Origin of the sequence: Pseudomonas kielensis (assembly GCF_030505375.1) — a bacterium.
In the GTDB taxonomy this organism is placed as follows: Bacteria; Pseudomonadota; Gammaproteobacteria; order Pseudomonadales; family Pseudomonadaceae; genus Aquipseudomonas; species Aquipseudomonas kielensis.
Genome location: NZ_CP130043.1, coordinates 2,777,333 through 2,802,599 on the forward strand (window position 1 = coordinate 2,777,333; position 25,267 = coordinate 2,802,599).

Sequence of the window (25,267 nt, forward strand, 5' to 3'; positions counted from 1 at the left end):
TGATAGCGCAGCCTAGCGCTTGATGCTGGCCGACAATGGTTCGGGGGTAGGTGGGGCGACTGGCAGCGCGATATGGCCGTGCTCGTCGCACTGGCAGCTCAGGCGTACGCCGGTGTCGATGTTCAGCAGGGTCATGGCGCCGCCCCAGACGCAACCGGTATCGAGGGCGATGACGCCGGGCTCGTCGCACCGGCCTTCGAGTGCGGCCCAGTGACCGAAAATGATCTTCAGGCCGCGCGTCTTGCGATCCTTGTGCTTGAACCAGGGGGCGTAGCCGGGCGGCGCGGTGTCGGCGCCTTCCTTGCCCTTGAGGTCAAGCTTGCCTTCGCTGGTGCAAAAGCGCATGCGGGTGAAGTAGTTGGTGATCACCCGTAGGCGGGTCACGCCTTTGAGGTCGCTGTCCCATTTGGCCGGCTCGTTGCCATACATGCCATCCAGGTAAGGGACGAGCAGGTTGTCGTCGCGCAGGGCAGCCTCGACTTCGGCGGCGCACTTGAGGGCCTTGCGCAAGGACCACTGTGGCGGGATGCCGGCATGAACCAGCGCCATGTCGCGGACTTCGTCATAGTGCAGGAGCTTTTGCTGGCGCAGCCACTCAAGCAGCTCCTTGCCGTCCGGCGCCTCGAGAATTTCGCGAAGGGTGTCGGCTTTCTTCAGGCGCTCGATATTGTTCCCGGCGGCCAGCAGGTGCAGGTCATGGTTGCCCAGCACGCAGACCAGCGACTGGCGGATGCTATAGAGGAAGCGCAAGGTCTCCAGCGACTGCGGGCCACGGTTGACCAGATCGCCGACCAGCCACAGGCGATCGGTCTGCGGATCGAAGGCGACCTGCTTGAGCAGGCACTGCAGGGGCTCGAGGCAGCCCTGCAGATCACCGACGGCATACGTCGCCATCAGTGCAGGGCTCCGGGCACCGCCAGGCGGAAGGGTGCGATGATGGCGTCGAAGTGTTTGCCGTCTTCGGCGAGCATCTGATAACTGCCCTGCATGTTGCCCACGCGGGTGGTCATTACGGTGCCGCTGCTATAGGTGTGGCTCTGGCCGGCAGCGATCAACGGTTGCAGGCCAACCACGCCCGCCCCACGAACCTCTTCGACATGGCCGTCGCCATCGGTAATCACCCAGTGCCGCGAGAGCAACTTGGCCGGTAGCGAGCCGTTGTTGTGCACGGTGATGGTGTAGGCGAAGGCGAAACGGTTCTGCTCGGGTTGCGACTGTTCTGCCAGAAAGCGAGTGACGACGCTGACGTCGACCTGATAACGAGGATCGGACATGCAAGAAGGCCTTAAAAGCAAAAGCGCAGATTACCTAACGCGAGAGGTGATCAGTCTAGGCCAACTGGCAGGCTGTAGGCCAGAGATGCTGTGGCCGAGGACAGGAGAACGATCTGGTCTGCCTTGTAGGAGCTGGGTTGCCAGCGAGTGGATCTGTCGACTTTGCCGACGCCATCGCCAGCAAGCTGGCTCCTACAGGGGCTCTGAGTTACTCAGCGGCTGGCGCGGGCTGGATTGCCAACTGATCGGCCAGGCGCACGAAGGCTGCCAGGTCGAGCTGTTCCGGGCGCAGGCTGCCATCGACGCCGGCGGCTTCGATTTCAGCGTTGCTGAGCAAGGCCTTGAGGGTGTTGCGCAGGGTCTTGCGACGCTGGTTGAAGGCTTCGCGAACAACCCGCTCCAGCAGGCGGTGGTCTTTGGCCGGGTGCGGCAGTACTGCGTGGGGCACCAGGCGCACGATAGCCGAGTCGACTTTGGGTGGCGGGTTGAACGCGCCAGGGCCGACGTTGAACAGGTGTTCGACCCGGCAGTGGTACTGGACCATGATCGACAGGCGGCCCCAATCGCCGCCACCAGGACCCGCCGCCAGACGCTCGACCACTTCTTTTTGCAGCATGAAGTGCATGTCGCGAATGATCCCGGCGTTGTTAAGCAGGTGGAAAATCAACGGCGTGGAGATGTTGTATGGCAGGTTGCCAACCACCCGCAGGCTGTTGGGCGCGGCGTTCAGGCTGTTGAAGTCGAACTTCAGCGCATCGCCCTGGTGCAGGTTGAAGTTGCTCTTGCCGGCGAACTGCTGGTTGAGGATCGGGATCAGGTCTTTGTCCAGTTCCACGACATCAAGCTGCGCGCCGCTGTTGAGCAGGCCTTCGGTCAGGGCGCCCTGGCCCGGGCCGATTTCCAGCAGGCGGTCGTCGGCCTTGGCGTGGATGGAGCGCAGGATGCGGTCGATTACGCCGGCGTCGTGCAGGAAGTTCTGGCCGAAGCGCTTGCGCGCCCGGTGTTGGTAATGCTCGGTCATAAACGGGTCTCGGCCATCTGGTAGGCGGTTTCCAGGGCGACTTGCAGGCTGCCGGTGTCGATTTTTCCGCTGCCAGCCAGGTCCAGGGCGGTGCCGTGGTCGACTGACGTGCGGATGATCGGCAAGCCCAGGGTCACGTTGACTGCCGCGCCGAAGCCTTTGTACTTCAACACCGGCAGGCCCTGGTCGTGGTACATCGCCAGCACTGCATCGCAGTGCTCCAGATATTTGGGGGTAAACAGAGTGTCGGCGGGCAGGGGACCACGCAGGTCCATGCCTTCGCCGCGCAGACGCTCAAGGGTGGGTTCGATGATATCGATTTCTTCATGGCCCAGGTGGCCGCCTTCGCCCGCGTGGGGGTTGAGCCCACAGACGAGGATGCGGGGCTGGGCGATGCCGAATTTGTGTTGCAGGTCGGCGTGCAGGATCCGCGTGACCCGCTCCAGGCGCTCCGGGGTGATTGCGTCGGCAATCTCTCGCAGCGGCAGGTGAGTGGTCACCAGGGCGACGCGCAAGCCACGGGTGGCAAGCATCATCACCACTTGGGGGGTGTGAGTCAGGTCGGCCAGGAACTCGGTATGCCCGGAAAAGGCGATCCCGGATTCGTTGATCACGCCCTTGTGCACCGGGGCGGTGATCATTGCGGCAAAGTCGCCATCCAGGCAGCCCTGGCCCGCGCGGGTCAGGGTTTGCAAGACAAAGGCGGCATTGGCCGGGTCCAGTTGACCTGCAACGACCGGGGCCGTGAGCGGTGTATCCCAGACGTACAGGCTGTTGGCGGGCGCGGGAACGTCCGGCCAGTGCCCGGGGCTGACGCTCAGCAGATCAACGACCACACCCAGCTGCGCGGCCCGCTCGAGGAGCAGGTCGCGGCTGGTGATGGCTATCAGGGGGTATGGCTGGGCGTGCGAGGCGAGCAGCAGGCACAGGTCGGGACCTATGCCGGCTGGTTCGCCGGGTGTCAGAGCGAAACGTCTGGGTTTCACTTCGACGCCTGGTCGACGCCAGGGAGCTTGATTTCAACGTAGGCTTCGTCACGGATCTGACGCAACCAGGTTTGCAGCTCTTCGTCGTACTTACGGTTACGCAACACGGTCATCGCTTGTTGATCGCGAGCCTGGCTGGTGCTGTCGGTGGCGCGACGGCCAAGGACTTCCAGGACGTGCCAGCCGTACGGGCTCTTGAACGGCTTGGACAACTGACCTTGAGGGGTGTTGTTCATCACGGTACGGAATTCCGGTACCAGCGCGTTCGGATCGATCCAGTTCAGGTCGCCGCCGTTGAGGGCGGAGCCTGGGTCTTCGGAGTAGGTCTTCGCCAGTTCGGCGAAGTCTTCACCCGATTCGATGCGCTCGTAGAGTTTCTGTGCCAGGCGCTTGGTTTCTGCTTCGCTGCGGATCTCGCTCGGCTTGATCAGGATGTGACGAACGTGGACTTCGTCACGGGTCTGATTACCACCGCCGCGTTTTTCCAGCAGCTTGAGGATGATGAAACCGCCAGGGGTACGTGCAGGTTGGGTGATGTCGCCGACGGACATGGCACTCAGTTCACGGTCGAACGGCGGTGGCAGTTGAGCGGCCTTGCGCCAGCCCATGTCGCCGCCTTCCAGGGCGTTGTCGCTGCCGGATTTGGCAATCGCCAGTTGGGTGAAATCAGCGCCCTGCTTGAGTTGCTGGTAAACCTCCATCGCCTGACGGTACGCACCCTGAATCGCTTCGGAGTTGGCGCTTTCCGGGGTAGGAATCAGGATGTTGGCCAGGTGCAGTTCTTCCGACAGCTGCATCTTGCCAAGGTCGGAGGCGAGGAAGTTCTTCACTTCCTGCTCGGTGACCTGGATGCGCTCGGCGACCCGACGCTGACGCACACGGCTGATGATCATTTCACGGCGTACCTGCTCGCGTGCGTCTTCATAAGACAGGCCATCGCGGGACAGGGCGGCGCGGAATTGATCCACGGTCATGTTGTTGCGCTGGGCAATGGTGCCGATCGCCTGGTTCAGCTCTTCATCGGTGATGCGGATGCCGGAACGCTCGCCGATCTGCAGTTGCAGGTTTTCGACGATCAGGCGCTCAAGCACCTGTTGTTCCAGCACGCCGGCCGGTGGAACGGCCGAGCCACGCTTGGCGATGGTTTGCTGGACTTCGTGAACCCGCTGGTCCAGTTGGCTCTGCATGACCACGTCGTTGTCGACGATGGCCACCACTTTGTCGATGGACTGCACCGCGGCACTGGCCGCGGTACTCAGGAACAGCGCGCCCAGCATCAGCGGGCGCAGACAATCAGAAAGCTTGGTCTTCACGTTCACGATAACCTTGGATGCCTTTGTCGAGGAAGCTCTCTACTTTGGTGCCAACTACGCCACCGAGACCTTTCAGAACGATTTGGAGGAAGATGCCGTGGTCGCCTTTTTCGTTTTGCGGGGCTTCCTGACTGAATTCGTCATAGGACACCCAGTAACGGTTGATCAGGCGCAGTTTCCAGCAGCAGTTGTCGTATTCGAAACCACCGAAGGCTTCCAGCGTACGGTTGCGGTTGTAGTCGTACTGCCAGCGGCTGATGGCGTTCCATTGCGGCACGACCGGCCAGATGACCGAGAAGTCGTGCTGTTGAATCTTGTAGTAATCCTTGACGTAGTCGTCATTGCCCGCAGTGCCGTAGTCACCACCGAATTGCCACTTACCAGTGTTCTGGTTGTAGATCACTTGGTCGTTGCGATAACGATAACCGGCGTTGATAACCTTGTTCGGGTTGTCTTCAGGCTGGTAGTGGAACATCGCGCTGCCCGAGCGAGGGCTGTGGCTGTCCGGGTCCCAGTTGTAGTCGGCCGTGGTGCTCCAGTCACGGTTCCAGTTGTATGCGTATTCCAGGGCATACGGTGAAACGCTCGACTGAGCATCTTTGCGATCTTTCACATCAATCCCCGGCAACTGGACTTCACGGTCTTTGAAGTACACGGCCTGGCCGACGCTGATGCGTTGACGCTCGAAGCCGTTGTCTTCGATCCAGCGGTTGGTTACGCCCAGCGACAGCTTGTTCTCGTCACCCACGCGGTCGGAGCCCGAGAAGCGGTTGTCGCGGAACAGCGAGGCGTAGTTGAAGGTGTATTCGCTGGTGTCGAATACCGGAATATCTTCCTGGTTCTTCTCTGGGACGTAGAGGTAGAACAGGCGAGGTTCCAGGGTCTGGCGATAGTTCTTGCCGAACCATTGGGTATTGCGGTCGAAGTACAGGCCGCTGTCGATGCTGGCGATCGGCACCCCACGGCTCTGGTTGCTGTCGAAATGGCCGTTGACATTGTCTGTCCCGGCGGCGGCAGCAGCTTGATCCTGAGCCACGATCTGGCTCTTGCCGATACTGTCCAGGTCGAGTTGGTACTGGGTGTATTGGTATTTGAGCGCAGGCTTCACGAAGCCGTACGTCCAGTCGAGCGGCAAGCTGACCGTAGGTGCCAGGTTCAGGCGGTCACCTGTGGCGCGCGCCAGGCCTTGGATGTTGTTGTCCAGGCGTGGGGATGAGTTGCCATCCTGATCCACGAAGTCGCCGGTTTTCAGGTCCCGGTCAAACCGCACGAGCTCGGTCTGGTAGGCAAAGTTCAGCCCGCCCGGTTGCTGTGGCAGGAAACCGTTGAAGGTGATCTGCGGCAGGCGGTCGTATGGCGTGAGGTTGGACACCGACGCCAATTCATAGGCCTGGGCATTGATCCGCGCGGTGAAGGTGTCGCCACGGTAGCTGACAGCACCTTGCTGATTGACGAAATCGGAAACGCTTTTAACGCCCAACTGGTCAGTCTGCAGATCCTGGAAGTAGTACGGATCGCTGATCTTGGTGTAGTCGACTTCGGTGAATACCCGCGAGTCCAGGCCACCCTTGTGCTGCCAGTTGTACATGTAGCGGGTTTTTTCGTAGTCGGACTGCAGCTTGCGCTCGTCTTCCTGGTCGTCCAGGTACGCAGCACCGAACTGGCCCTCGCTCGACTTGGTCAGGTAGCGAGCCTCGCCTTCCAACAACATGCCGCGCTTGCTCATGTAGCGCGGGTACAACGTGGCATCGTAGTTCGGCGCCAGGTTGAAGTAGTACGGCGTCACCAGCAGCATCCCGGTATCGCTGCCGCTGCCGATGGTCGGCGGCAGGAAGCCGGACTGGCGGCGGTCGTCGATCGGGAAGTAGATGTACGGCGTGTACAGGACTGGAATGTCCTTGACCCGCAGTGTCACGTTGGTTGCGGTACCGAAGCCGGTCGCCGGGTTCAGCGTGATGTTGTTGCCCTTGAGCTGCCAGGCGTTGCTGTTGGGCTCACAGGTGGTGTAGGTACCGTCCTTGAGGCGGATGATCGCGTTTTCTGCACGCTTGGCGTACAGCGCGTTACCACGCACACGGGACTTGTGCAGCACGTACTCGGCGTTGTCGACCTTGGCTTCGCCGGTGTCCAGTTGCACGTCAGCGTGGTCGCCGACGATCAGCGCGCCGTTGTCGCGCACTCGGACGTTGCCGTTGAGTTCGCCACGGTTCTCGGCCTGGTACAGGCTGGCCTCATCGGCCTCGACCTGCATGCTGCCTTGGCGCATGACTACGTCACCGGCGAGGGTGGCAATCTGCTGCTCCTGCTGGTAGCGGGAGGCCTTGGCGCCGATGAAGGTCGGCGAGTCGCTTTTACTCGTCTTGTCATTCATGCCAGGACGGGTCGGCTCGACATAGGCGCCGGAGCAGTACGGACCGGTTTCGGCCAGTTGGGCAGCGGTGAGCTGTTCACGCGGGACCCAGTCGAGGTGACTGTAGTCGGTGCTGCGCGACTTCAGGCCGCGACCCTCGGCTTCGGTGACCAGCGCCGGTTTGTCCGCGGTTTCGCCGGCAACGCTGGTGTCTGCTGCCGATCCGTTGCCCGAGCTGACCGCACTGGCATCATGCACAGGGCGCGGAGGCAGTTGAGCCGCGTTGGTTTTCGGCGCGCAATCCCAGGCACCCGAAGCAGAGACTGAGCAGTCATACTGTTCCGCGGCGACCACGAAGGAAGTGGCTAGAGGTTGCAGGGCCAGCAGACTGCCGGTAACCAACAACGGAAATTTTTTACGAAACGCGGGGGATTTCAATGCCATCTTATTAGTCCGGGCTTCCTGCGTGCCATCTGCCCGCGGTGTGGGCCGCACGCCTCTCGATGGTCTGAAAAAGATGCTGGATAATAAAGCATGACCCGCTTGACGGCTAGCGCCGTCGGAGACCCTTGCAATGCCTGATCAAGATGTACGCTTGATACACCTGAAAGTTTGGCTCGATGAGCAATTGGCCATCCTGTTTGCCGCACAAGGCTGGGGGGCTGTGCCCCAGGCCACGTTGACTGCGGCCAGCAGCGACGCGAGTTTCCGCCGTTATTTCCGCTGGGAAGGTGATGGCAGAAGTTTTGTCGTCATGGATGCGCCGCCGCCTCAGGAAAACTGCAAACCGTTTGTGGATATCGCCTTTTTGCTGGCGAAATCCGGGATTAACGTGCCGAAAATCTACGCAGAGGACCTCGAACGCGGATTTCTTTTGCTTAATGACCTGGGTAACCAGACCTATCTGGACGTAATCAACGACGAAAACGCCGATGGCTTGTTCAATGACGCCCTGCAGGCGTTGCTGGCTTTCCAGCAATTGCCGATGGTGGCGCCGTTGCCCAGTTATGACGTGGCCCTGTTGCGTCGCGAGCTGGAACTGTTCCCTGAGTGGTACGTGAAGCGCGAACTGGGGATCGAGTTCGACGCGCACCAGCAAGCCCTCTGGCAGCGTGCCAGCGACCTGTTGATCGACAGCGCCCTGGCCCAGCCGAAAGTGCTGGTGCATCGCGACTATATGCCGCGCAACCTGATGATCAGCGAGCCGAATCCAGGCGTGCTGGATTTCCAGGATGCGGTGTACGGCCCGGTGACCTACGACGTGACCTGCCTGTTCAAGGACGCCTTCCTCAGTTGGCCCGAAGCCCGCGTGCTCGACTGGCTGGAGCGTTACTGGCAACAGGCCGGCGCACTCGGGATTCCAGTCCAGGCGGATTTCCAGGAGTTCCTGCGAGCCAGCGACCTGATGGGTGTGCAGCGCCATCTGAAGGTAATCGGGATCTTCGCCCGTATCTGCCACCGCGACGGCAAGCCGCGCTACCTGACGGACGTGCCGCGGTTCTTTGCTTATATAGAAGCCGTATTGGCCCGTCGGCCAGAGCTGGCGGAGTTGGCTGAGTTGCTGGCCAGTCTGCGCCCGGCGCCCGGAGCTTGTGTATGAAGGCAATGATTCTGGCGGCCGGCAAGGGTGAGCGCATGCGCCCCTTGACGCTGACCACCCCCAAGCCACTGGTGCCAGTCGGTGGCGTACCGCTGATCGAGTACCACCTCAAGGCTTTGGCGGCGGCGGGTTTTACTGAGGTGGTGATCAACCACGCCTGGTTGGGTCAGCAGATCGAAGACTACCTGGGGGACGGTTCGCGTTATGGCCTGAGCATTCAGTACTCGCCGGAAGGTGAGCCTCTGGAAACCGGGGGCGGGATCTTCCGTGCCCTGGGGTTGCTGGGCGAGGGTGCCTTTGTGGTGGTCAATGGCGACATCTGGACCGATTACGACTTCAGTGCGTTGCGCCGGCCACTGGCCGGCTTGGCCCACCTGGTGCTGGCCGATAACCCGGCCCACCACCCAGGTGGGGACTTCGCCCTGGTCGAAGGACAGGTGTTCGACGGCCAGGCCGATGCGCCGACCCTGACCTACAGCGGCATCGCCGTGCTCGACCCCAAGCTGTTCGCCGGTTGCACCGACGGTGCCTTCAAATTGGCGCCGCTGTTGCGCAACGCCATGGCCCACGGACAGGTGAGTGGCGAGCGACTGCCGGGGCATTGGGTGGATGTCGGCACCCATGAGCGTCTGGCCGAGGCCGAACACTTGCTGCAAGCGAGCCGCTGAGATGTTGTGGCCAGGGACTCTGATCGGAGCCGGGGCGGGGTTTGCCATCGCCAGCATTCCGGGGGCCATGCTCGGTGCATTGTTGGGGCAGGCGCTGGATCGGCGCCTGCAACTGCAAAGCCTGGGGCATCTGCGCGAGCGCCTGGGCGGGCGTGCGATGCTGCGCAACGATGAGTTGCTGTTCGTGCTGCTCGGGCGCCTGGCCAAGAGTGATGGCCGGGTGGGTGACGGTCATATCTACCAGGCGCGCCAGGAAATGCGCGCACTGGAGATGAACGAGTTTGCCCAGAAGCGTGCCATTGCGGCGTTCAATCGTGGCAAGAGCGGGCATGATCGGTTGCGCGGTTACCTGCGCCGTCTGCGTGCCCAGCCCCATGCCGCCGAAGGGGTACTGCGGGCGTGCTGGCGGATGGTCTGGGCAGACGGGCGTGCAGGACGTGCCGAACGCGAACTGCTGGCCCAGTGGGGCAAATGGCTGGACTGGACGCCGGAGCAGGTGCACGCCCTGGCCCAGGATTACGAACCGCACAAGCGACCCTTGGCCAGCAGTGGCGAGGCTTACCAGCACGCCATGCGCCTGCTGGGGGTGACGCTGAGCAGCGAGCCGGACCAGATCAAACGGGCCTACCGGAGGCTGCTCAGTCGGCATCATCCGGACAAGATCGCTGGCAGCGGGGCTTCGCCGTCCCAGGTGCGCGAAGCGACGGAGAAGACCCGGGAGTTGCACAGCGCCTATGCGTTGATCCGTCAGCGGCGCGACTTTCGCTAGGACGCCGTTGCCCTGCCTAGGGCAACGGCGCAGCGTTGTTCTGCGGACTCAACCAGCCTCGCACCCGCCGCACCAACTGTTCCTGTTGGGCGGCGTTGTTGCCGGGCAGGGCGTTCAGGGAAATCTGCCGGAAACTCGAATCCTTCAACCGCTTGCTGGCCTGCAGGCGTTCCTGGGCCGCGCGTTGAAGCAACGGTTTGTCGTTGTAGTACAGATCCAGGGTCGGCAATTTCAAGCCGGTGGTCAGTTCCGTCAACCCGGGTGTGCTGGAGGCGGGAACCTGGGCGGCGACCATCACCAGTTTCGCGACTTGAGCCGGCTGTTTTTCGCTCAGGTAACGGGCGGCCCAGTAAGCCCCGGTGCCGTGGCCGAGCAGGACGATACTGCGGGCGTTCTGTTGCTCGGCAAAGGCCAGGGCGGCGTCGATACGCAAAAAGATGCGCAGGGCATCGGCCTTGAGCTGCTCATCGTGGGTCTGCGCCACCGGCTGATCCGCCACCTCACCTTCGCCACCGGCTACTTGCTCGATAGGGGCTGCGGTGCTGGCGTCTTTACTCGGGGGCTCGCTGCTGGTCGGTGCTGGTGCACTTTCGAGGATGCGCGGCTGTGGGGCATTGCTTTGCAGGTCCGGCAGGGTAAGACTCAGGCTGCTCCAGTCGGCGTCGGGCAATTTTTGCCGCAAGGGAGCAATTGCTTGAGGCCAGTCAGCGGTTTCGCCCGTGCCCGGGATGATAATCACCGTGCCTTGGGGCTCGCTGGTGTTGGCCGGTTGCCACAGGGCCAGGAACGTCTCGCTGCCCGCCGGCAACTGTTGCTGTTCGCCAGAGGGCAAGCTGCGTTGCAGGGCAGCGGCTTCTTCCTGGCTACGCTCAGGCAGGGGCTGGCGTTGCTCGGACGGTTCGCTGGCAGCAGGTTCTGTTGGCTCGGCAGCCTGGGCGGAAAAGACGCCAGGCAAGATCAACGACAGGCACAATGCTGGCAGTGCCAGGCGGTAGACAGGGGGCATCGGATATTCCAGGCCAGAAGTATTCCCGGCAGCCTAATGGGTTGGTCAGTATTTGTCAGTGTGTGAGAGTTCCCATGAAACGTCTTTGCTGCCTGTTGCTTATCGGCTGTTTCTGGCTTCCCTTGATGGCCTGGGCGGCTGGCGCGCCGCCTGCGCGCGTGGCGCAACTGAACAGCGAGCAACGGCAATGGCTGGATCGTCACCCCGAGTTGCGGGTCGGTGTGGTGCTGCAGGCGCCTTACGCACAGTACGACCGGCGTCTGCAGCGCCTGTCCGGGGCCAACGTCGAATTGATGCAGTGGCTGGCCAGCGCCCTGAAGATCGAGCTGACCTGGCGTAATTTTCCCGATGTCGCGCAGTTGGAGCAGGCGGTGCGTGAGGGCGAGGTCGACATGGCCCCGGGCCTGACCCAAACCCCCGCTGGCCTGCGTTTGTGGCAATTCACTGATCCCTACATGCGTGTGCCGCAATTGGTGGTGGGGCAACAGAAGGGCGCCGGCGCTGTGGACCTGGAGAAACTCGACGATCAGTCACGGGTCGCGGTGCGGATGCCCAGTGCGATTGCCGATTATCTGCGCAGCAACTACCCCAACCTCAATTTGCAGGGCGTCCCTCTGGAGCGCCAGGCCCTGCAACTGCTGCTGTCCCAGCAAGCGCGCTACGCGGTCATCGATGAGGCCCAACTCAGCCGGCTGTCCGTAGAACCGGAGTTTGCCGGGTTGGCCGTGGTGGGGGATATCGGCCTGCCGCAGTTGCTGCGGGTGGCCACCCGTCGCGATTGGCCGGAGTTGGCCGGCATCGTCGAAAGTGCCTTGCACGCGATCCCGGCCAAGGACCTGGAGCAATTGCACGCACGCTGGCTGCAGCCCAAGTACCCACGTTTGTCGGAGTCCCCGGGGTTCTGGCAGAACCTCTGCCTGTTGCTGGGGGTGTTGCTGCTGAGCGCCATGGCTATTGTGATCTGGCAACGACGCCAGCAACACCTGCTCGAGCAGCGCTTGCTGGCCGCCCGGGAGGACATTGCCCTGCGCGCGGCCAGCGAAGAGGCGTTGCGCCTGACGCAGTTCTCCATCGATCAAAGCACCGTCGGGATCCTCTGGGTCAACTGGGACAGTCACGTGCGCTACGCCAACCGGGCGGCCGAAGACATGCTGGGGTATGCCGTGGGCGGGGTGATCGACCGACCGCTGATCGACTTCGAGCCCAGCTTGCACATGGACCGCTGGTTGAACCTGTGGAAACGCGCGCGGGCCAGCGAGGAGGGGCCACAGAGCTTCGAAACCAATTGCCTGCGCGCCGATGGCAGCATTTTGCCGGCTGACGTGACCTTGAGCTTTCTGCGTTTTCGCGACAGCGAATACTTGGTGGTCTATCTCAACGATGTCACCGAGCGCCGGCGGGCCCTGGCGGCCTTGCGTGAGAGCGAGGCACGCCTGCAGGGGATTGCCGCCAACGTCCCGGGCCTGGTGTTTCGTCTTGAACGGGCGCCGGTGACCGGGCAAATCGACTTTGCCTACATCAGCGAAGGCAGTGAGAGCCTGGTGGGCTACTCGCCCGCCACCTTGAGCCATCGCGACATGGGCCTGCGCAGCGTGGTGCATCCCCAGGACAGAGCCAGTTATCACCGCACCCAGGATCACGCGCTGGACACCGACAGTGACTGGTCGTGGCAGGGCCGCATCCTCACCCGCCAGGGTCAGCAGCGCTGGGCCGAGATCAAGGCCATCACCCGCCGTCTCGACGATGGCGCCTTTGTCTGGGACGGGATCGTCTGGGACATCAGCGAGAGCAAGCGCATCGAACTGGAGCTGGCCAGCTCCCGGGAGCAGCTGCGTGAGCTGTCGGCGCACCTGGAGAGTGTGCGCGAAGAGGAAAAGGCGCGGATTGCCCGGGAGGTCCACGATGAGTTGGGGCAAATGCTGACGGTGCTCAAGCTGGAAACCTCGATGTGCGAACTGGCCTACGCCGATCTGGACCCTGGCCTGAGTGATCGGCTCAACAGCATGAAGCGCCTGATCGCGCAATTGTTCCAGCTGGTGCGGGACGTGGCCACGGCGCTGCGCCCACCGATTCTCGACGCCGGTATCGCCTCGGCCATCGAGTGGCAGGCCCGGCGTTTCGAGGCGCGCACCCAGATTCCCTGCCTGGTGCAGGTGCCCGACAACCTACCGGTGCTCAGTGATGCCAAGGCCATAGGCCTGTTCCGGATCCTCCAGGAGGCACTGACCAATGTCATGCGCCACGCCCAGGCGCATACTGTGGAGCTGACGCTGGTGCTGGAAGACGGGCAGTTGTGCCTGACCGTCAGCGACGACGGTGTAGGTTTTGTCGCTCAAACTGGTAGGCCGACGTCCTTTGGGGTAGTGGGCATGCGCGAGCGAGTGTTGATCATGGGTGGCACACTGCTGCTCGACAGTGAACCGGGCGAGGGCACCACCCTTGAGGTTCGTGTGCCTTTGCATGAAGCGTGCAGCTGATTTTTCTGGAGAAGTCTGTGATCCGTGTACTGGTAGCCGAAGACCACACCATCGTGCGCGAAGGCATCAAGCAATTGATCGGCCTGGCCAAGGATCTGCTGGTGGTGGGGGAGGCGAGCAATGGCGAACAGTTGCTCGAAACCCTGCGCCACGTGCCCTGTGAGGTGGTGTTGCTGGACATTTCCATGCCCGGGGTGAATGGCCTGGAGGCGATCCCGCGGATTCGCGCGTTGAACAATCCCCCGGCGATTCTGGTGCTGTCGATGCACGACGAGGCGCAAATGGCCGCCCGTGCCTTGAAGGTCGGGGCCGCCGGTTATGCCACCAAGGACAGCGACCCGGCACTGTTGCTGACGGCGATTCGCAAAGTGGCTGCTGGCGGGCGCTACATCGATCCGGAACTGGCGGATCGAATGGTCTTCGAAGTCGGCCTGACCGATTCGCGTCCCCTGCATTCGCTGCTCTCGGAGCGTGAGTTCTCGGTGTTCGAACGGCTTGCCCAGGGCGCCAACGTCAATGACATCGCCCAGCAACTGGCGTTGAGCAGCAAGACCATCAGCACCCACAAGGCGCGCCTGATGCAGAAGCTCAACATCACTTCCCTGGCGGAGTTGGTGAAGTACGCCATGGAACACAAGCTGCTCTGAAAAGTACCTGTGGTATCCGCCTGCCACGTACCCGGCACATATCCATTTACGACACTCCGGCAAACCGCTTTGGCCTGTTCTTGTGGCCTGTAGCTGGAAACTCGCCGCCGACCTGTCCAAACGCGCCATCCTTGTAGGGCAATCCCTACCCCCAACCTTCCATCTGGCTGAGGCGATTCTCTCCTGCGCCCCGATTTGCGCGACTGTCTGCAGCCACTAGGCTTAATCCACGGCAGTCATCAACAATAAAGGTGTGGGTATGAGCGAGGTCGATTCAAGCGCGGGGACCAATGATGTACTGGTCAGCTTTCGTGGCGTGCAGAAGAGCTACGACGGCGAGAACCTGATCGTCAAAGACCTCAACCTGGATATTCGCAAAGGCGAGTTCCTCACCTTGCTCGGGCCCTCCGGCTCCGGCAAGACCACCAGCCTGATGATGCTCGCCGGTTTCGAAACCCCGACCGCCGGCGAGATCCTGCTGGCCGGGCGTTCGATCAACAATGTGCCGCCGCACAAGCGTGACATCGGCATGGTGTTCCAGAACTACGCCCTGTTCCCGCACATGACGGTGGCCGAGAACCTCGCGTTCCCGCTGACCGTGCGTGGCCTGAACAAGAGCGACGTGAGTGACCGGGTCAAGCGTGTCCTGAGCATGGTCCAGCTCGACGCCTTCGCCCAGCGCTACCCTGCCCAGCTTTCCGGTGGCCAGCAGCAGCGGGTGGCCCTGGCCCGGGCGCTGGTGTTCGAACCGCAACTGGTGTTGATGGACGAACCGCTCGGCGCCCTCGATAAACAGCTGCGTGAACACATGCAGATGGAGATCAAGCACCTGCACCAGCGCCTGGGTGTGACCGTGGTCTATGTGACCCACGACCAGGGCGAAGCCCTGACCATGTCTGACCGGGTGGCGGTGTTCCATCAAGGCGAAATCCAGCAGATCGCCCCACCGCGCACATTGTACGAAGAACCGAAAAATACCTTCGTCGCCAACTTCATTGGCGAAAACAACCGCCTCAACGGCCGTCTGCACAGCCAGACCGGCGAGCGCTGCATTGTGGAGCTTGGGCGCGGGGAAAAGGTCGAGGCGCTGGCGGTGAATGTCGGCAAGACCGGCGAGCCGGTGACCCTGTCCATTCGTCCGGAGCGTGTCAGCCTCAACGGCTCCAGTGAGTCGTGCGTCAACCGTTTCTCCGGGCGGGTGGCGGAATTCATCTATTTGGGCGACCACGTCCGTGTGCGCCTGGAAGTCTGCGGCAAGACCGATTTCTTCGTGAAACAGCCGATCGCCGAGCTGGATCCGGCGCTGGCCGTCGGAGACGTGGTGCCGCTTGGCTGGCAGGTCGAACACGTACGTGCTCTCGACCCCCTTCTAGAGGCGAATTGATCGCCCCCTTGCTTCACCAACCCTGCACGTGGAGATAACAATAAATGTTGAAATCCCTGAAATTCACCACCCTGGCTCTGGGCATGATGGCTGCGGCACACGCGATGGCCGCGGGCTCCGACCTGACCGTGGTGTCGTTTGGCGGCGCGAACAAGGCCGCACAGGTCAAGGCCTTCTATGCGCCTTGGGAAGCAGCGGGCAACGGCAAGATCGTCGCCGGTGAATACAACGGTGAAATGGCCAAGGTCAAGGCCATGGTCGACACCAAGAGCGTGTCCTGGGACCTGGTGGAAGTAGAGTCGCCAGAGCTGTCCCGCGGTTGCGACGAGGACATGTTCGAGCAACTCGACCCCGCGCTGTTCGGTAACCCCGACAATTACGTCAAGGGTGCGATCCAGCCGTGCGGCGTGGGCTTCTTCGTCTGGTCGACCGTGCTGGCGTACAACGCCGACAAGCTGAAAACCGCGCCGACCAGTTGGGCCGACTTCTGGGACACCAAGAACTTCCCGGGCAAGCGCGGCCTGCGTAAAGGCGCCAAGTACACCCTGGAATTCGCCTTGATGGCCGACGGCGTGGCCCCGAAAGACGTCTATAAAGTGCTGGCCGGTAAAGATGGCCAGGACCGTGCCTTCAAGAAGCTCGACGAACTCAAACCGAGCATCCAGTGGTGGGAAGCGGGCGCTCAGCCGCCACAGTACCTGGCGTCCGGTGACGTGGTCATGAGCTCGGCATACAACGGCCGGATCGCTGCCGTGCAAAAGGAAAGCAACCTGAAAGTGGTGTGGAACGGCGGTATCTACGACTTCGACGCATGGGCCATTCCTAAAGGCCTGGACAAGACCCGCGCTGAAGCGGCGAAGAAATTCATCGCGTTCTCGGTCATGCCACAACAGCAGAAAACCTACTCGGAAAACATCGCCTACGGCCCGGCCAACACCCAGGCAGTACCGCTGTTGAACCCGGAAATTCTGAAAGACATGCCGACCACTCCGGAAAACATCGCCAACCAGGTGCAGATCGACGTCAGCTTCTGGGCGGACAACGGCGAGCAACTGGAGCAGCGTTTCAATTCCTGGGCCGCGAAGTAAGCACGACCCTGTGGTAGGGCTGCTCAATGCCAGTCAGTTAGAGGTTTGACACCGCAGTCCCTGTTGGAGCGAGCTTGTTCGCTCCAACAGGTTGTTGGTCTGCCTCTGTAACGATCAAAGATTTTCGGAGTTCGCCATGGCCATCGCCGTTCCCCTGAACGAGGGCACCCATCGCACCTTGAAGCAGCGCCTGGCGCGTGCCGAGCGGGTCAACCGCTGGAAGGCCCAAGCCTTGATTGCGCCGTTGGTGCTGTTTCTGTTGCTGGTGTTTCTGGTGCCGATTGTGGCGCTGCTCTACAAAAGCGTCGGTAACCCGGAAGTGGTCGGCGGCATGCCGCGCACCGTGGCGGCGATCGCTGCCTGGGATGGCCGAGGCCTGCCTGCGGACCCGGTGTACAAGGCTGCCAGCGAAGACCTGGCCGAAGCCCGTAAGAATCAAACCTTGGGCGACCTGTCCAAGCGCCTGAACATGGAGTTGGCCGGCTATCGCAGCCTGCTGACCAAAACCGCCCGCGCGCTGCCGTTCAAGAGCGAGCCGGCGTCTTATAAAGACGCGCTCGAAGCGCTGGACGAACGCTGGGGCGACCCCGCCTATTGGCAGGCCGTGCGCCGCAATACCAGTAGCCTCACGCCTTACTATCTGTTGGCGGCCGTTGACCACCGCATCGACGACCTGGGTGAAGTCGCCCCGGCCACCCCCGACCAGGCGATCTACCTCGACATCTTTGCCCGCACCTTCTGGATGGGCCTGGTGATCACGGCCATCTGCCTGGCACTGGCTTATCCCCTCGCTTACCTGCTGGCCAACTTGCCATCCCGGCAAAGCAACCTGCTGATGATCCTGGTGTTGCTGCCGTTCTGGACCTCGATCCTGGTGCGGGTGGCGGCGTGGATCGTGTTGCTGCAATCGGGCGGGTTGATCAACAGCGCAATGATGGCCATGGGCATTATCGATAAACCCCTGGAACTGGTGTTCAACCGCACCGGGGTGTACATCTCGATGGTGCACATTCTGCTGCCGTTCATGATCCTGCCGATCTACAGCGTGATGAAAGGCATCTCGCCGACCTACATGCGGGCGGCGATTTCCCTGGGTTGCCATCCGTTCGCCAGCTTCTGGCGGGTGTACTTCCCGCAGACCTATGCCGGTGTCGGTGCCGGGTGCCTGTTGGTGTTCATCCTGGCGATTGGTTACTACATCACTCCGGCATTGCTGGGCAGCCCGAACGATCAGATGGTCAGCTACTTCGTCGCCTTCTACACCAACACCAGTATCAACTGGGGCATGGCGACGGCGCTCGGCGGGCTGCTGCTGTTGGCGACCATCGTGCTTTATCTGATTTACAGCTGGCTGGTGGGCGCCAGCCGCCTGCGCCTGAGCTAAGGGGAGTATCGAAATGCTGAGTCCTTATATGTCCCCCGTTGAGCGGGTGTGGTTCTACAGCTTGCGGATTCTCTGCGGCTTGATTCTGTTGTTCCTGATCCTGCCGGTGCTGGTGATTATCCCGCTGTCGTTCAACTCCGGCAGTTTCCTGGTCTATCCGCTGCAAGGCTTCTCGCTGCACTGGTACCAGGACTTCTTCGCCTCGGCCGAATGGATGCGCGCACTGAAGAACAGCATCATCGTGGCCCCGGCCGCGACCGTGCTGGCGATGGTCTTCGGGACGCTGGCGGCCATTGGCCTGACCCGTGGCGACTTCCCGGGCAAGGCGCTGGTGATGGCCCTGGTGATTTCGCCGATGGTGGTGCCCGTGGTCATCATCGGGGTGGCCAGTTACCTGTTCTTCGCCCCGCTGGGACTGGGTAATAGCTTCTTCTCGCTGATTGTGGTGCACGCGGTACTGGGTGTGCCGTTCGTGATCATCACGGTGTCGGCGACCTTGCAAGGCTTCAACCACAACCTGGTGCGTGCCGCGGCCAGCCTCGGCGCCTCGCCCCTGACGGCGTTCCGCCGGGTGACCTTGCCGTTGATCGCCCCTGGGGTGATTTCCGGTGCGCTGTTCGCCTTTGCGACCTCGTTCGATGAAGTGGTGGTGACCTTGTTCCTCGCCGGCCCCGAGCAAGCGACGTTGCCCCGGCAGATGTTCAGCGGTATCCGCGAAAACCTCAGCCCGACCATCGCCGCCGCCGCGACGCTGCTGATTGCTTTCTCGGTAATCCTGCTGCTGACCCTGGAGTGGTTGCGTGGGCGCAGTGAGAAATTGCGTACGGCACAGGTCTGAAGCCTGGCATCACCCCAGGTGTGAGCGAGCACGCACGCTCACACCTGGAGCACTGCTCGGGTTTCTGGCCATTCACTGGCTGAATAACAGACAAAACCCAATCCACAGCTACTATTGTGCCCAGCTCCCCTATCGATAAGAGGCTGCGCACATGAGTCTTTGTTCTTTCAAAATCGCTCATAAGCTGCTCACCGGCGCAGGTGCCATCGAGCAACTGGCCGCTGAACTGACCCGCCTGGATGTCGACCACCCGCTGATTGTTACCGATGCGGCGTTGCTCAAGTCGGGCACGGTGGAGCTGGCGCTGGCACACCTGGGTGGGCGCACCTACGAGATTTTCGACCGGGTGTTGCCTGACCCGGAAATTGCCATCGTCGAGGACTGCATGCGCGTCTACCGCGAGGGCGGGCATGACGGCCTGATCGGCCTGGGCGGCGGCAGTGCCATCGATATTGCCAAGAGTGTCGCGGCCTATGCCGGTTATCACGGCGCACTCGAGGATTTGTTCGGGGTCGACCAGGTGCCACGCAAGGGGCCGCCGCTGATCGCGATCCCGACCACCGCCGGCACCGGCTCGGAAGTCACCAACGTGGCAATCCTCTCCGACAAGCACGCCCAACTGAAAAAAGGCATCGTCAGCGACTACCTGTTGCCCGACGTGGCGCTGGTCAGCCCGCAAATGACCCTGACCTGTCCGCGCAGTGTCACCGCCGCCAGTGGGGTGGATGCCCTGGTGCATGCGGTCGAGTCTTACCTGTCGGTGAACGCTTCGCCGATCACCGACGCCCTGGCCATCGGAGCCATCAAGCTGATCGCCAAGGCGCTGCCCAAGGCCTATGCCAATCCCGCGAACCTGCAGGCCCGTGAGGACATGGCCACGGCCAGCCTGATGGCCGGTATGGCGTTCGGCAACGCCGGGGTCGGCGCGGTGCATGCCCTGGCCTATCCTCTGGGCGGGCGCTTCAACATTGCCCATGGCGTGAGCAATGCACTGTTGCTGCCCCATGTGATGGCCTGGAACAAGATGGCGTGCGTGGAGCGTATGCAGGACATTGCCCAGGCCTTTGGCCTCACGATCACGCACCTGAGCGCCGATGAAGCGGCGGATCATGCCGTCGAGGCGATGGCGCGACTGTGTGCCGCAGTGGAGATCCCCCAGGGCTTGCGCAGTGTCGGCGTACCGCAGGATGCGATCCCGGCCATGGCGCTGGAGGCCGCGGGAATCGAGCGTTTGATGCGCAATAACCCGCGTCAGTTGACGGCCCTTGATATCGAGAAGATCTATCGAGCGGCCTACTGATCGTTACAGCCACGGTGCGCGCGCCAAAGCATGAGGTATACAATGCGCGCCATCGTGATCCTGCTCAAAAAAGGTGCGTCATGCAGCCCTTCGCTATTGCTCCGTCGATTCTCTCCGCCGACTTCGCCCGCCTGGGTGAAGAAGTGGACAACGTTCTGGCCGCGGGTGCCGACATCGTCCACTTCGATGTCATGGACAATCACTACGTGCCTAACCTGACCATTGGTCCGATGGTCTGCTCGGCACTGCGCAAGTACGGCGTTACCGCGCCAATCGACGCACACCTGATGGTGTCGCCGGTCGACCGCATCATCGGTGACTTCATCGAGGCCGGTGCCACCTACATCACGTTCCACCCGGACGCCACGATTCACGTCGATCGCTCTTTGCAGATGATCCGCGAAGGCGGTTGCAAGGCCGGCCTGGTGTTCAACCCGGCGACTCCGCTGGACGTACTCAAGTACGTGATGGACAAGGTCGACATGATCCTGCTGATGAGCGTCAACCCGGGTTTCGGCGGCCAGAAGTTCATTCCGGCGACCCTCGACAAGCTGCGTGAAGCGCGCGCGCTGATTGACGCCTCGGGCCGTGACATCCGCCTGGAAATCGACGGAGGGGTGAACGTCAACAACATCCGCGAAATCGCTGCGGCTGGCGCTGACACCTTCGTGGCCGGCTCGGCGATCTTCAACGCGCCGAACTACCAGGAAGTGATCGAGAAGATGCGTGCCGAACTGGCTCTGGCTCGTCCATGAGCGGTTTTGAGCAGCTGTTCCCAGGGCAATTGCCGCGGCTGGTGATGTTCGATCTGGATGGCACCCTGATCGATTCGGTGCCGGACCTGGCAGTGGCCGTGGATCACATGCTGCTCAAGCTGGGGCGCGCGCCGGCAGGCCTTGGCGCCGTGCGCGAGTGGGTCGGCAACGGTGCTCCGGTGCTGGTGCGCCGCGCGCTGGCGGGTGATATCGACCACAGTCAGGTCGATGACGTCGAGGCCGAACATGCGCTGGAGATCTTCATGGACGCCTATGCCGACGGCCATGAGTTGACGGTGGTCTACCCCGGCGTGCGCGACACCCTCAAGTGGTTGCACAAGCAGGGTGTCGAGATGGCGCTGATCACCAACAAGCCGGAGCGCTTTGTCGCGCCCTTGCTGGACCAGATGAAGATCGGCCGCTATTTCAAGTGGATCATCGGCGGCGATACCCTGGCGCAGAAAAAGCCTGACCCGGCCGCGCTGTTCTTCGTGATGAAAATGGCCAACGTACCGGCGTCGCAGTCGCTGTTCGTCGGCGACTCGCGCAGTGACGTCCTGGCGGCCAAGGCGGCGGGCGTCAAGTGTGTGGCCCTGAGCTACGGCTATAACCATGGCCGGCCGATTGCCGAAGAATCGCCCGCGCTGGTGATCGACGATCTGCGCAAGCTAATTCCCGGTTGCCTGGATTCAGCCGCTGGGATAACGTTGCCCGACGCTGTTCAATCCCCTCCTGGAAATGCCATCGTGGTGGTTACCCGCAAACTCTGGATGAAAGTCATCAAGGCCCTGGCCCGCTGGCGTTGGCGCGCCTGACGTGATCCTGGCCGGCTAGCCGGCGCGTTTGCACACCTGACCGTTAGACCCTCATGCCACGAGGCACCTCATGATCCGCGAAGAATTCCTGCGTTTGGCCGCTGCCGGCTACAACCGCATTCCGCTTGCCTGTGAAACCCTTGCCGACTTCGACACGCCGCTGTCGATCTACCTGAAACTGGCCGATCAACCCAACTCCTACCTGTTGGAGTCGGTGCAGGGCGGGGAGAAGTGGGGGCGCTACTCGATCATCGGCCTGCCGTGCCGCACGGTACTGCGGGTGCATGACCTGCATGTGAGTGTGACCGTCGACGGGGTCGAGGTCGAAAGCCACGATGTCGAAGACCCGCTGGCCTTCGTCGAGACCTTCAAGGCGCGCTACAACGTGCCGACGATTGCAGGCCTGCCGCGCTTCAACGGTGGCCTGGTCGGTTACTTCGGCTATGACTGCGTGCGCTATGTGGAGAAGCGTCTGGGCAAGTGCCCGAACCCTGATCCGCTGGGCGTGCCGGACATCTTGCTGATGGTTTCCGATGCGGTGGTGGTGTTCGACAACCTGGCGGGCAAGATGCACGCCATCGTGCTGGCCGACCCGGCGCAGGAAAACGCTTTCGAGCAAGGGCAGGCGCGCCTCGAACAGTTGCTGGAGCAACTGCGCCAGCCGATTACCCCGCGCCGTGGCCTGGATTTCAGCAAGCAGCAGGCGGCGGATCCGGTGTTCCGCTCCAGTTTCACGCAAGCCGATTACGAGCGCGCCGTCGACACCATCAAGGAGTACATCCTGGCGGGTGACTGCATGCAGGTGGTGCCATCGCAACGGATGTCCATCGACTTCAAGGCGGCGCCCATTGATTTGTATCGCGCCCTGCGTTGCTTCAACCCGACGCCGTACATGTACTTCTTCAACTTCGGCGACTTCCATGTGGTTGGCAGTTCGCCGGAAGTCCTGGTGCGGGTTGAAGACAACCTGATCACTGTGCGCCCGATTGCCGGTACTCGTCCTCGCGGCGCCAACGAAGAAGCCGACCTGGCGCTGGAAGAGGACCTGCTGTCGGACGACAAGGAAATCGCCGAACACCTGATGCTGATCGACCTGGGCCGCAACGATACCGGGCGGGTGTCGGAAATCGGTTCGGTGAAGCTGACCGAGAAAATGGTCATCGAGCGTTATTCCAACGTGATGCACATCGTCTCCAACGTCACGGGCCAGTTGAAAGCCGGCCTGACCGCAATGGATGCGTTGCGGGCGATTCTGCCGGCCGGCACCTTGTCGGGCGCGCCGAAGATTCGCGCGATGGAAATCATCGACGAACTGGAGCCGGTCAAACGCGGTGTGTACGGTGGGGCGGTGGGTTACTTCGCCTGGAACGGCAACATGGACACCGCGATTGCGATCCGCACGGCCGTGATCAAGAACGGCGAATTGCACGTACAGGCTGGCGGCGGCATCGTGGCCGACTCGGTGCCAGCGCTGGAATGGGAAGAAACCCTGAACAAGCGCCGCGCCATGTTCCGCGCTGTCGCACTGGCCGAGCAAACGCCTCAGGACTGAGGCTTTAGCGCGGCACAAAAAAACGCTGCCCCCGCGAGGAGGCAGCGTTTTTTTTGGCTCGGTGTTTTAGAAGTCCAGCACCACGCCGACATTCACCCCTTGCTGGGTGAAATCATCGTCCTTGCGGATGTTGTAGCCGGCCCGCAACGCCAGGTCGGTTGTGAGCTTGTGGCTGACGCCCAGGTTCAGGCGGTTGGTGTGGGACTGCGGCGTGTAGCCGGCCAGGGTGTACGGGTTATCGGGCAGGGTGTTGAGGTTCATGGTCACGTCTTGGGTGTCGTCTTCATACTCGCGCTCGTGGGCGTATTCGCCATACACCTGGGTTTGCGCAGTGAACAGGTACTTGCCCTGCAGGCCGATGCCCAGGCGGCGCGAGTTGCGGGTCTGGTCATCGTAGGTCAGCGCAGTGGCGGTGTTGTCGTCCTCGGAGTAACCGTCGACTTTGACCTTGGCGAAATCCGCACTGAGGAAGGGTGACAGGTGCCACGGGCTGCTCGCCTGTTGTGCGATGTCGTAGCCGATGCGGCCACTGGCTGCCAGCACGGTACCGCTGGTATCGCCTTTCTCGCCGCGTTCGTTGACGCCCAGGTCGAACTTGCGCTTGAGGCTGTCGTAGTCCAGGTGCCCGGCCGTCAGGGCGCCGTCCGCCCACCAGCGGTTTTGCTGGTACTGCGCAAAGGCGGTGCCCATGTAGGTGTTGAGTTTGTAGTCCGAGTCGTTGTTGCCGGCTTCCAGGTTCTGGCGATAGAACCCGGCTGCGACGCCGACACGCCAGGCATCGTTGAGGCGGTAGCTGCCGCCGATGTTCAGGTTGTAGCCGCTGCCATCACCACTGGCGGCGCTGTTCTGGCCGTCGAAGTCCTGGTGCTGGCCACCGCCAGCGACAATGGCTCGCCATTGGCCGACGCCCTGCCAGTTTTCCCAGTCGGCTTGCCATTGGTTGCGCAGTTCATCCTGGTGCGCACGCAGTGTGCCGTGGGCCATTTCGGGCAACAGCGAGGCTTCCCAGGGTGCGGCCAGCAAGGAGTAGGCGTAGTCGGCGATCAGGCGCTGTCCGGCTTCGGTGGGGTGGACCGAGTCGTTGTAGATCAGCTTGCTGGGGTCGGGGGTGGCGCTGTTGATGCCGTACCGGGCGTTTTCCGTGCAGCCATTGCCGCTGAAGCAGGTGGCGGTGAGGTTCTGGTCGGTGGCCAAGCCGAATTGCGCCGGGTTGGCGAAGGCTTCGTTGAGCAACACCGGAATGTTCAGCGGGATGATTTCGGCGTCAACGCTCTGCAGTTGTCGCACCAGTTCAGTGTTGAACTGTGTGCTGAGTTGGGAGACGAAACCTTGTAGTGGGCTGCCGTTGATTGCCGGCGTCAGGCCGATATCCGGGAGCAGCCAGACCATGATGTAGTTGGCGCCCGCCTGCTGCAGGGTTTGCACGCTATCGACCAACCGGCCGGCAGCCGCGTCGGCCTGGGCGGGGTTGAGAATCCGGCCCTGGAGAAAGTCGTTGCCGCCCCCGGAGAGGTAATAGAGGGCGTTGGGATCGGCGCGCAAGCCATTGCTGGGCAGATAACCTGGGCGTGAGCGCTCGCCGGTGGCTGAGGTGGTGGTGATGGAGTCGAGAATCTGGTCAGTGCGATAACCGCCGACGGCCCAGTTGTTACCGTCGGCTAGGCCCTGTTCGGCGCGGACCGCCGAGGTCGAGGCGGCGGTCTGATCATCCGAGAACCCCAGTTTGCCCCCCAGCAATTGTGTCGAGTTGGCGGAACGGACTTCCCCGCTGCCGTCCTTGTAGGTTGGCCCCTCGCGGTTGGTGTAGCGCTGCGTGGCGCCTGCCGGGCCGTCCGGGTCAGCGAACTGGCCGGCATCGTTGAGGCTGTCGCCAAAGACCACGAAGTTCGAGTAAGGCGTTGGTGCAGCGATCGCTTGGGCGCAAGCCATCGCAAGAAGGCCTCCTGCCAGCGGTACAAACAGCGTCTGTCTGATCATGATCAAGTCCGTTTATTTATTGTTGTGTTGAACAAAACGACAGTACCAAAAACTTTTGCGCTT

General features: G+C 62.1%; 21 protein-coding genes. 13 read left to right on the forward strand and 8 right to left on the reverse strand.

What is annotated here, in order from left to right; all coding sequences use genetic code 11:
* Positions 1 to 12: 12 nt before the first annotated feature.
* The 6 genes from Q1W70_RS12830 to Q1W70_RS12855 form a co-directional block, all read right to left on the reverse strand.
* A complete protein-coding gene (locus tag Q1W70_RS12830) occupies positions 13 to 894 on the reverse strand; it encodes a symmetrical bis(5'-nucleosyl)-tetraphosphatase (RefSeq protein WP_166591566.1) in 882 nt (293 codons plus the stop codon).
* Positions 894 to 1,274 carry a Co2+/Mg2+ efflux facilitator ApaG/CorD gene (gene apaG / locus Q1W70_RS12835; RefSeq protein WP_166591565.1) on the reverse strand — a complete coding sequence of 127 codons (381 nt, stop codon included), beginning with the start codon at positions 1,272 to 1,274 and terminating at the stop codon, positions 894 to 896. The genes Q1W70_RS12830 and apaG overlap by 1 nt, the downstream gene beginning before the upstream one ends.
* Before the next feature lie 208 nt (positions 1,275 to 1,482).
* A complete protein-coding gene (gene rsmA / locus Q1W70_RS12840; protein ID WP_095170572.1) occupies positions 1,483 to 2,295 on the reverse strand; it encodes a 16S rRNA (adenine(1518)-N(6)/adenine(1519)-N(6))-dimethyltransferase RsmA in 813 nt (270 codons plus the stop codon).
* A complete protein-coding gene (gene pdxA, locus Q1W70_RS12845) occupies positions 2,292 to 3,281 on the reverse strand; it encodes a 4-hydroxythreonine-4-phosphate dehydrogenase PdxA (RefSeq protein ID WP_302098862.1) in 990 nt (329 codons plus the stop codon). Before pdxA ends, rsmA begins: the two co-directional genes overlap by 4 nt.
* Entirely contained in the window at positions 3,278 to 4,594 is a 1,317-nt protein-coding gene (surA, locus tag Q1W70_RS12850; RefSeq protein WP_166591563.1) for a peptidylprolyl isomerase SurA, read from the reverse strand. The genes pdxA and surA overlap by 4 nt, the downstream gene beginning before the upstream one ends.
* Positions 4,575 to 7,388 (reverse strand): LPS-assembly protein LptD, encoded by a 2,814-nt coding sequence (locus Q1W70_RS12855; protein ID WP_302098863.1) that lies wholly within the window; start codon positions 7,386 to 7,388, stop codon positions 4,575 to 4,577. The genes surA and Q1W70_RS12855 overlap by 20 nt, the downstream gene beginning before the upstream one ends.
* Positions 7,389 to 7,518: 130 nt before the next feature.
* Between Q1W70_RS12855 and Q1W70_RS12860 the strand changes: the two genes are divergently transcribed.
* From Q1W70_RS12860 to Q1W70_RS12870, 3 genes are read left to right on the forward strand one after another with little or no spacing between them, the layout of a single operon-like run.
* Entirely contained in the window at positions 7,519 to 8,544 is a 1,026-nt protein-coding gene (locus Q1W70_RS12860; protein WP_182342607.1) for an aminoglycoside phosphotransferase family protein, read from the forward strand.
* Positions 8,541 to 9,212, forward strand: a complete 672-nt coding sequence (murU, locus tag Q1W70_RS12865) for an N-acetylmuramate alpha-1-phosphate uridylyltransferase MurU (RefSeq protein WP_185818128.1) — start codon at positions 8,541 to 8,543, stop codon at positions 9,210 to 9,212. Before Q1W70_RS12860 ends, murU begins: the two co-directional genes overlap by 4 nt.
* A gap of 1 nt (position 9,213) precedes the next feature.
* Complete coding sequence (locus tag Q1W70_RS12870; RefSeq protein ID WP_166591559.1) at positions 9,214 to 9,981, forward strand: TerB family tellurite resistance protein; 768 nt, start codon at positions 9,214 to 9,216, stop codon at positions 9,979 to 9,981.
* 16 nt (positions 9,982 to 9,997) lie between these two features.
* Here Q1W70_RS12870 and Q1W70_RS12875 read toward each other — a convergent pair whose 3' ends face one another.
* Entirely contained in the window at positions 9,998 to 10,987 is a 990-nt protein-coding gene (locus Q1W70_RS12875; protein ID WP_166591558.1) for an alpha/beta hydrolase family protein, read from the reverse strand.
* Between the two features lie 74 nt (positions 10,988 to 11,061).
* Between Q1W70_RS12875 and Q1W70_RS12880 the strand changes: the two genes are divergently transcribed.
* From Q1W70_RS12880 to trpE, 10 genes are all read left to right on the forward strand, one after another.
* Positions 11,062 to 13,464 carry a PAS domain-containing sensor histidine kinase gene (locus Q1W70_RS12880; RefSeq protein ID WP_185818129.1) on the forward strand — a complete coding sequence of 801 codons (2,403 nt, stop codon included), beginning with the start codon at positions 11,062 to 11,064 and terminating at the stop codon, positions 13,462 to 13,464.
* Between the two features lie 17 nt (positions 13,465 to 13,481).
* A complete protein-coding gene (locus Q1W70_RS12885; protein ID WP_084318557.1) occupies positions 13,482 to 14,111 on the forward strand; it encodes a response regulator in 630 nt (209 codons plus the stop codon).
* Positions 14,112 to 14,370: 259 nt separating this feature from the next.
* A complete protein-coding gene (locus tag Q1W70_RS12890) occupies positions 14,371 to 15,495 on the forward strand; it encodes an ABC transporter ATP-binding protein (RefSeq protein WP_166591556.1) in 1,125 nt (374 codons plus the stop codon).
* 44 nt (positions 15,496 to 15,539) lie between these two features.
* Positions 15,540 to 16,583: an ABC transporter substrate-binding protein gene (locus tag Q1W70_RS12895; RefSeq protein WP_166591555.1), complete on the forward strand. Its 1,044-nt coding sequence runs from the start codon at positions 15,540 to 15,542 to the stop codon at positions 16,581 to 16,583.
* Positions 16,584 to 16,719: 136 nt separating this feature from the next.
* The gene (locus tag Q1W70_RS12900) at positions 16,720 to 17,967 is read left to right on the forward strand and encodes an ABC transporter permease (protein WP_166591554.1); all 1,248 of its coding nucleotides are present in this window, start codon (positions 16,720 to 16,722) and stop codon (positions 17,965 to 17,967) included.
* Between the two features lie 13 nt (positions 17,968 to 17,980).
* Entirely contained in the window at positions 17,981 to 18,805 is an 825-nt protein-coding gene (locus Q1W70_RS12905; protein WP_027926741.1) for an ABC transporter permease, read from the forward strand.
* 151 nt (positions 18,806 to 18,956) lie between these two features.
* The gene (locus tag Q1W70_RS12910; RefSeq protein WP_182342597.1) at positions 18,957 to 20,105 is read left to right on the forward strand and encodes an iron-containing alcohol dehydrogenase; all 1,149 of its coding nucleotides are present in this window, start codon (positions 18,957 to 18,959) and stop codon (positions 20,103 to 20,105) included.
* 80 nt (positions 20,106 to 20,185) lie between these two features.
* Entirely contained in the window at positions 20,186 to 20,860 is a 675-nt protein-coding gene (gene rpe / locus Q1W70_RS12915) for a ribulose-phosphate 3-epimerase (RefSeq protein WP_095170546.1), read from the forward strand.
* Positions 20,857 to 21,675 (forward strand): phosphoglycolate phosphatase, encoded by an 819-nt coding sequence (locus Q1W70_RS12920; protein ID WP_166591552.1) that lies wholly within the window; start codon positions 20,857 to 20,859, stop codon positions 21,673 to 21,675. Before rpe ends, Q1W70_RS12920 begins: the two co-directional genes overlap by 4 nt.
* Before the next feature lie 70 nt (positions 21,676 to 21,745).
* Positions 21,746 to 23,227 (forward strand): anthranilate synthase component I, encoded by a 1,482-nt coding sequence (gene trpE / locus Q1W70_RS12925; protein WP_182342594.1) that lies wholly within the window; start codon positions 21,746 to 21,748, stop codon positions 23,225 to 23,227.
* A 66-nt stretch (positions 23,228 to 23,293) separates the two neighbouring features.
* Here the strand turns inward: trpE and estP are convergent, their stop codons facing one another.
* A complete protein-coding gene (gene estP / locus Q1W70_RS12930) occupies positions 23,294 to 25,204 on the reverse strand; it encodes an esterase EstP (RefSeq protein WP_302098864.1) in 1,911 nt (636 codons plus the stop codon).
* Between the last annotated feature and the right edge of the window lie 63 nt (positions 25,205 to 25,267).

Coding starts and splice junctions, on each gene's coding strand:
- Q1W70_RS12880 (WP_185818129.1), top strand. CDS start 11,062: ATGAAACGTCTTTGCTGCCTGTTGCTTATCGGCTGTTTCTGGCTTCCC.
- Q1W70_RS12830 (WP_166591566.1), bottom strand. CDS start 894: ATGGCGACGTATGCCGTCGGTGATCTGCAGGGCTGCCTCGAGCCCCTG.
- estP (WP_302098864.1), bottom strand. CDS start 25,204: ATGATCAGACAGACGCTGTTTGTACCGCTGGCAGGAGGCCTTCTTGCG.
- Q1W70_RS12860 (WP_182342607.1), top strand. CDS start 7,519: ATGCCTGATCAAGATGTACGCTTGATACACCTGAAAGTTTGGCTCGAT.
- Q1W70_RS12900 (WP_166591554.1), top strand. CDS start 16,720: ATGGCCATCGCCGTTCCCCTGAACGAGGGCACCCATCGCACCTTGAAG.
- apaG (WP_166591565.1), bottom strand. CDS start 1,274: ATGTCCGATCCTCGTTATCAGGTCGACGTCAGCGTCGTCACTCGCTTT.
- Q1W70_RS12890 (WP_166591556.1), top strand. CDS start 14,371: ATGAGCGAGGTCGATTCAAGCGCGGGGACCAATGATGTACTGGTCAGC.
- rsmA (WP_095170572.1), bottom strand. CDS start 2,295: ATGACCGAGCATTACCAACACCGGGCGCGCAAGCGCTTCGGCCAGAAC.
- trpE (WP_182342594.1), top strand. CDS start 21,746: ATGATCCGCGAAGAATTCCTGCGTTTGGCCGCTGCCGGCTACAACCGC.
- Q1W70_RS12905 (WP_027926741.1), top strand. CDS start 17,981: ATGCTGAGTCCTTATATGTCCCCCGTTGAGCGGGTGTGGTTCTACAGC.
- Q1W70_RS12895 (WP_166591555.1), top strand. CDS start 15,540: ATGTTGAAATCCCTGAAATTCACCACCCTGGCTCTGGGCATGATGGCT.
- murU (WP_185818128.1), top strand. CDS start 8,541: ATGAAGGCAATGATTCTGGCGGCCGGCAAGGGTGAGCGCATGCGCCCC.
- Q1W70_RS12910 (WP_182342597.1), top strand. CDS start 18,957: ATGAGTCTTTGTTCTTTCAAAATCGCTCATAAGCTGCTCACCGGCGCA.
- Q1W70_RS12855 (WP_302098863.1), bottom strand. CDS start 7,388: ATGGCATTGAAATCCCCCGCGTTTCGTAAAAAATTTCCGTTGTTGGTT.
- Q1W70_RS12870 (WP_166591559.1), top strand. CDS start 9,214: ATGTTGTGGCCAGGGACTCTGATCGGAGCCGGGGCGGGGTTTGCCATC.
- Q1W70_RS12875 (WP_166591558.1), bottom strand. CDS start 10,987: ATGCCCCCTGTCTACCGCCTGGCACTGCCAGCATTGTGCCTGTCGTTG.
- rpe (WP_095170546.1), top strand. CDS start 20,186: ATGCAGCCCTTCGCTATTGCTCCGTCGATTCTCTCCGCCGACTTCGCC.
- Q1W70_RS12920 (WP_166591552.1), top strand. CDS start 20,857: ATGAGCGGTTTTGAGCAGCTGTTCCCAGGGCAATTGCCGCGGCTGGTG.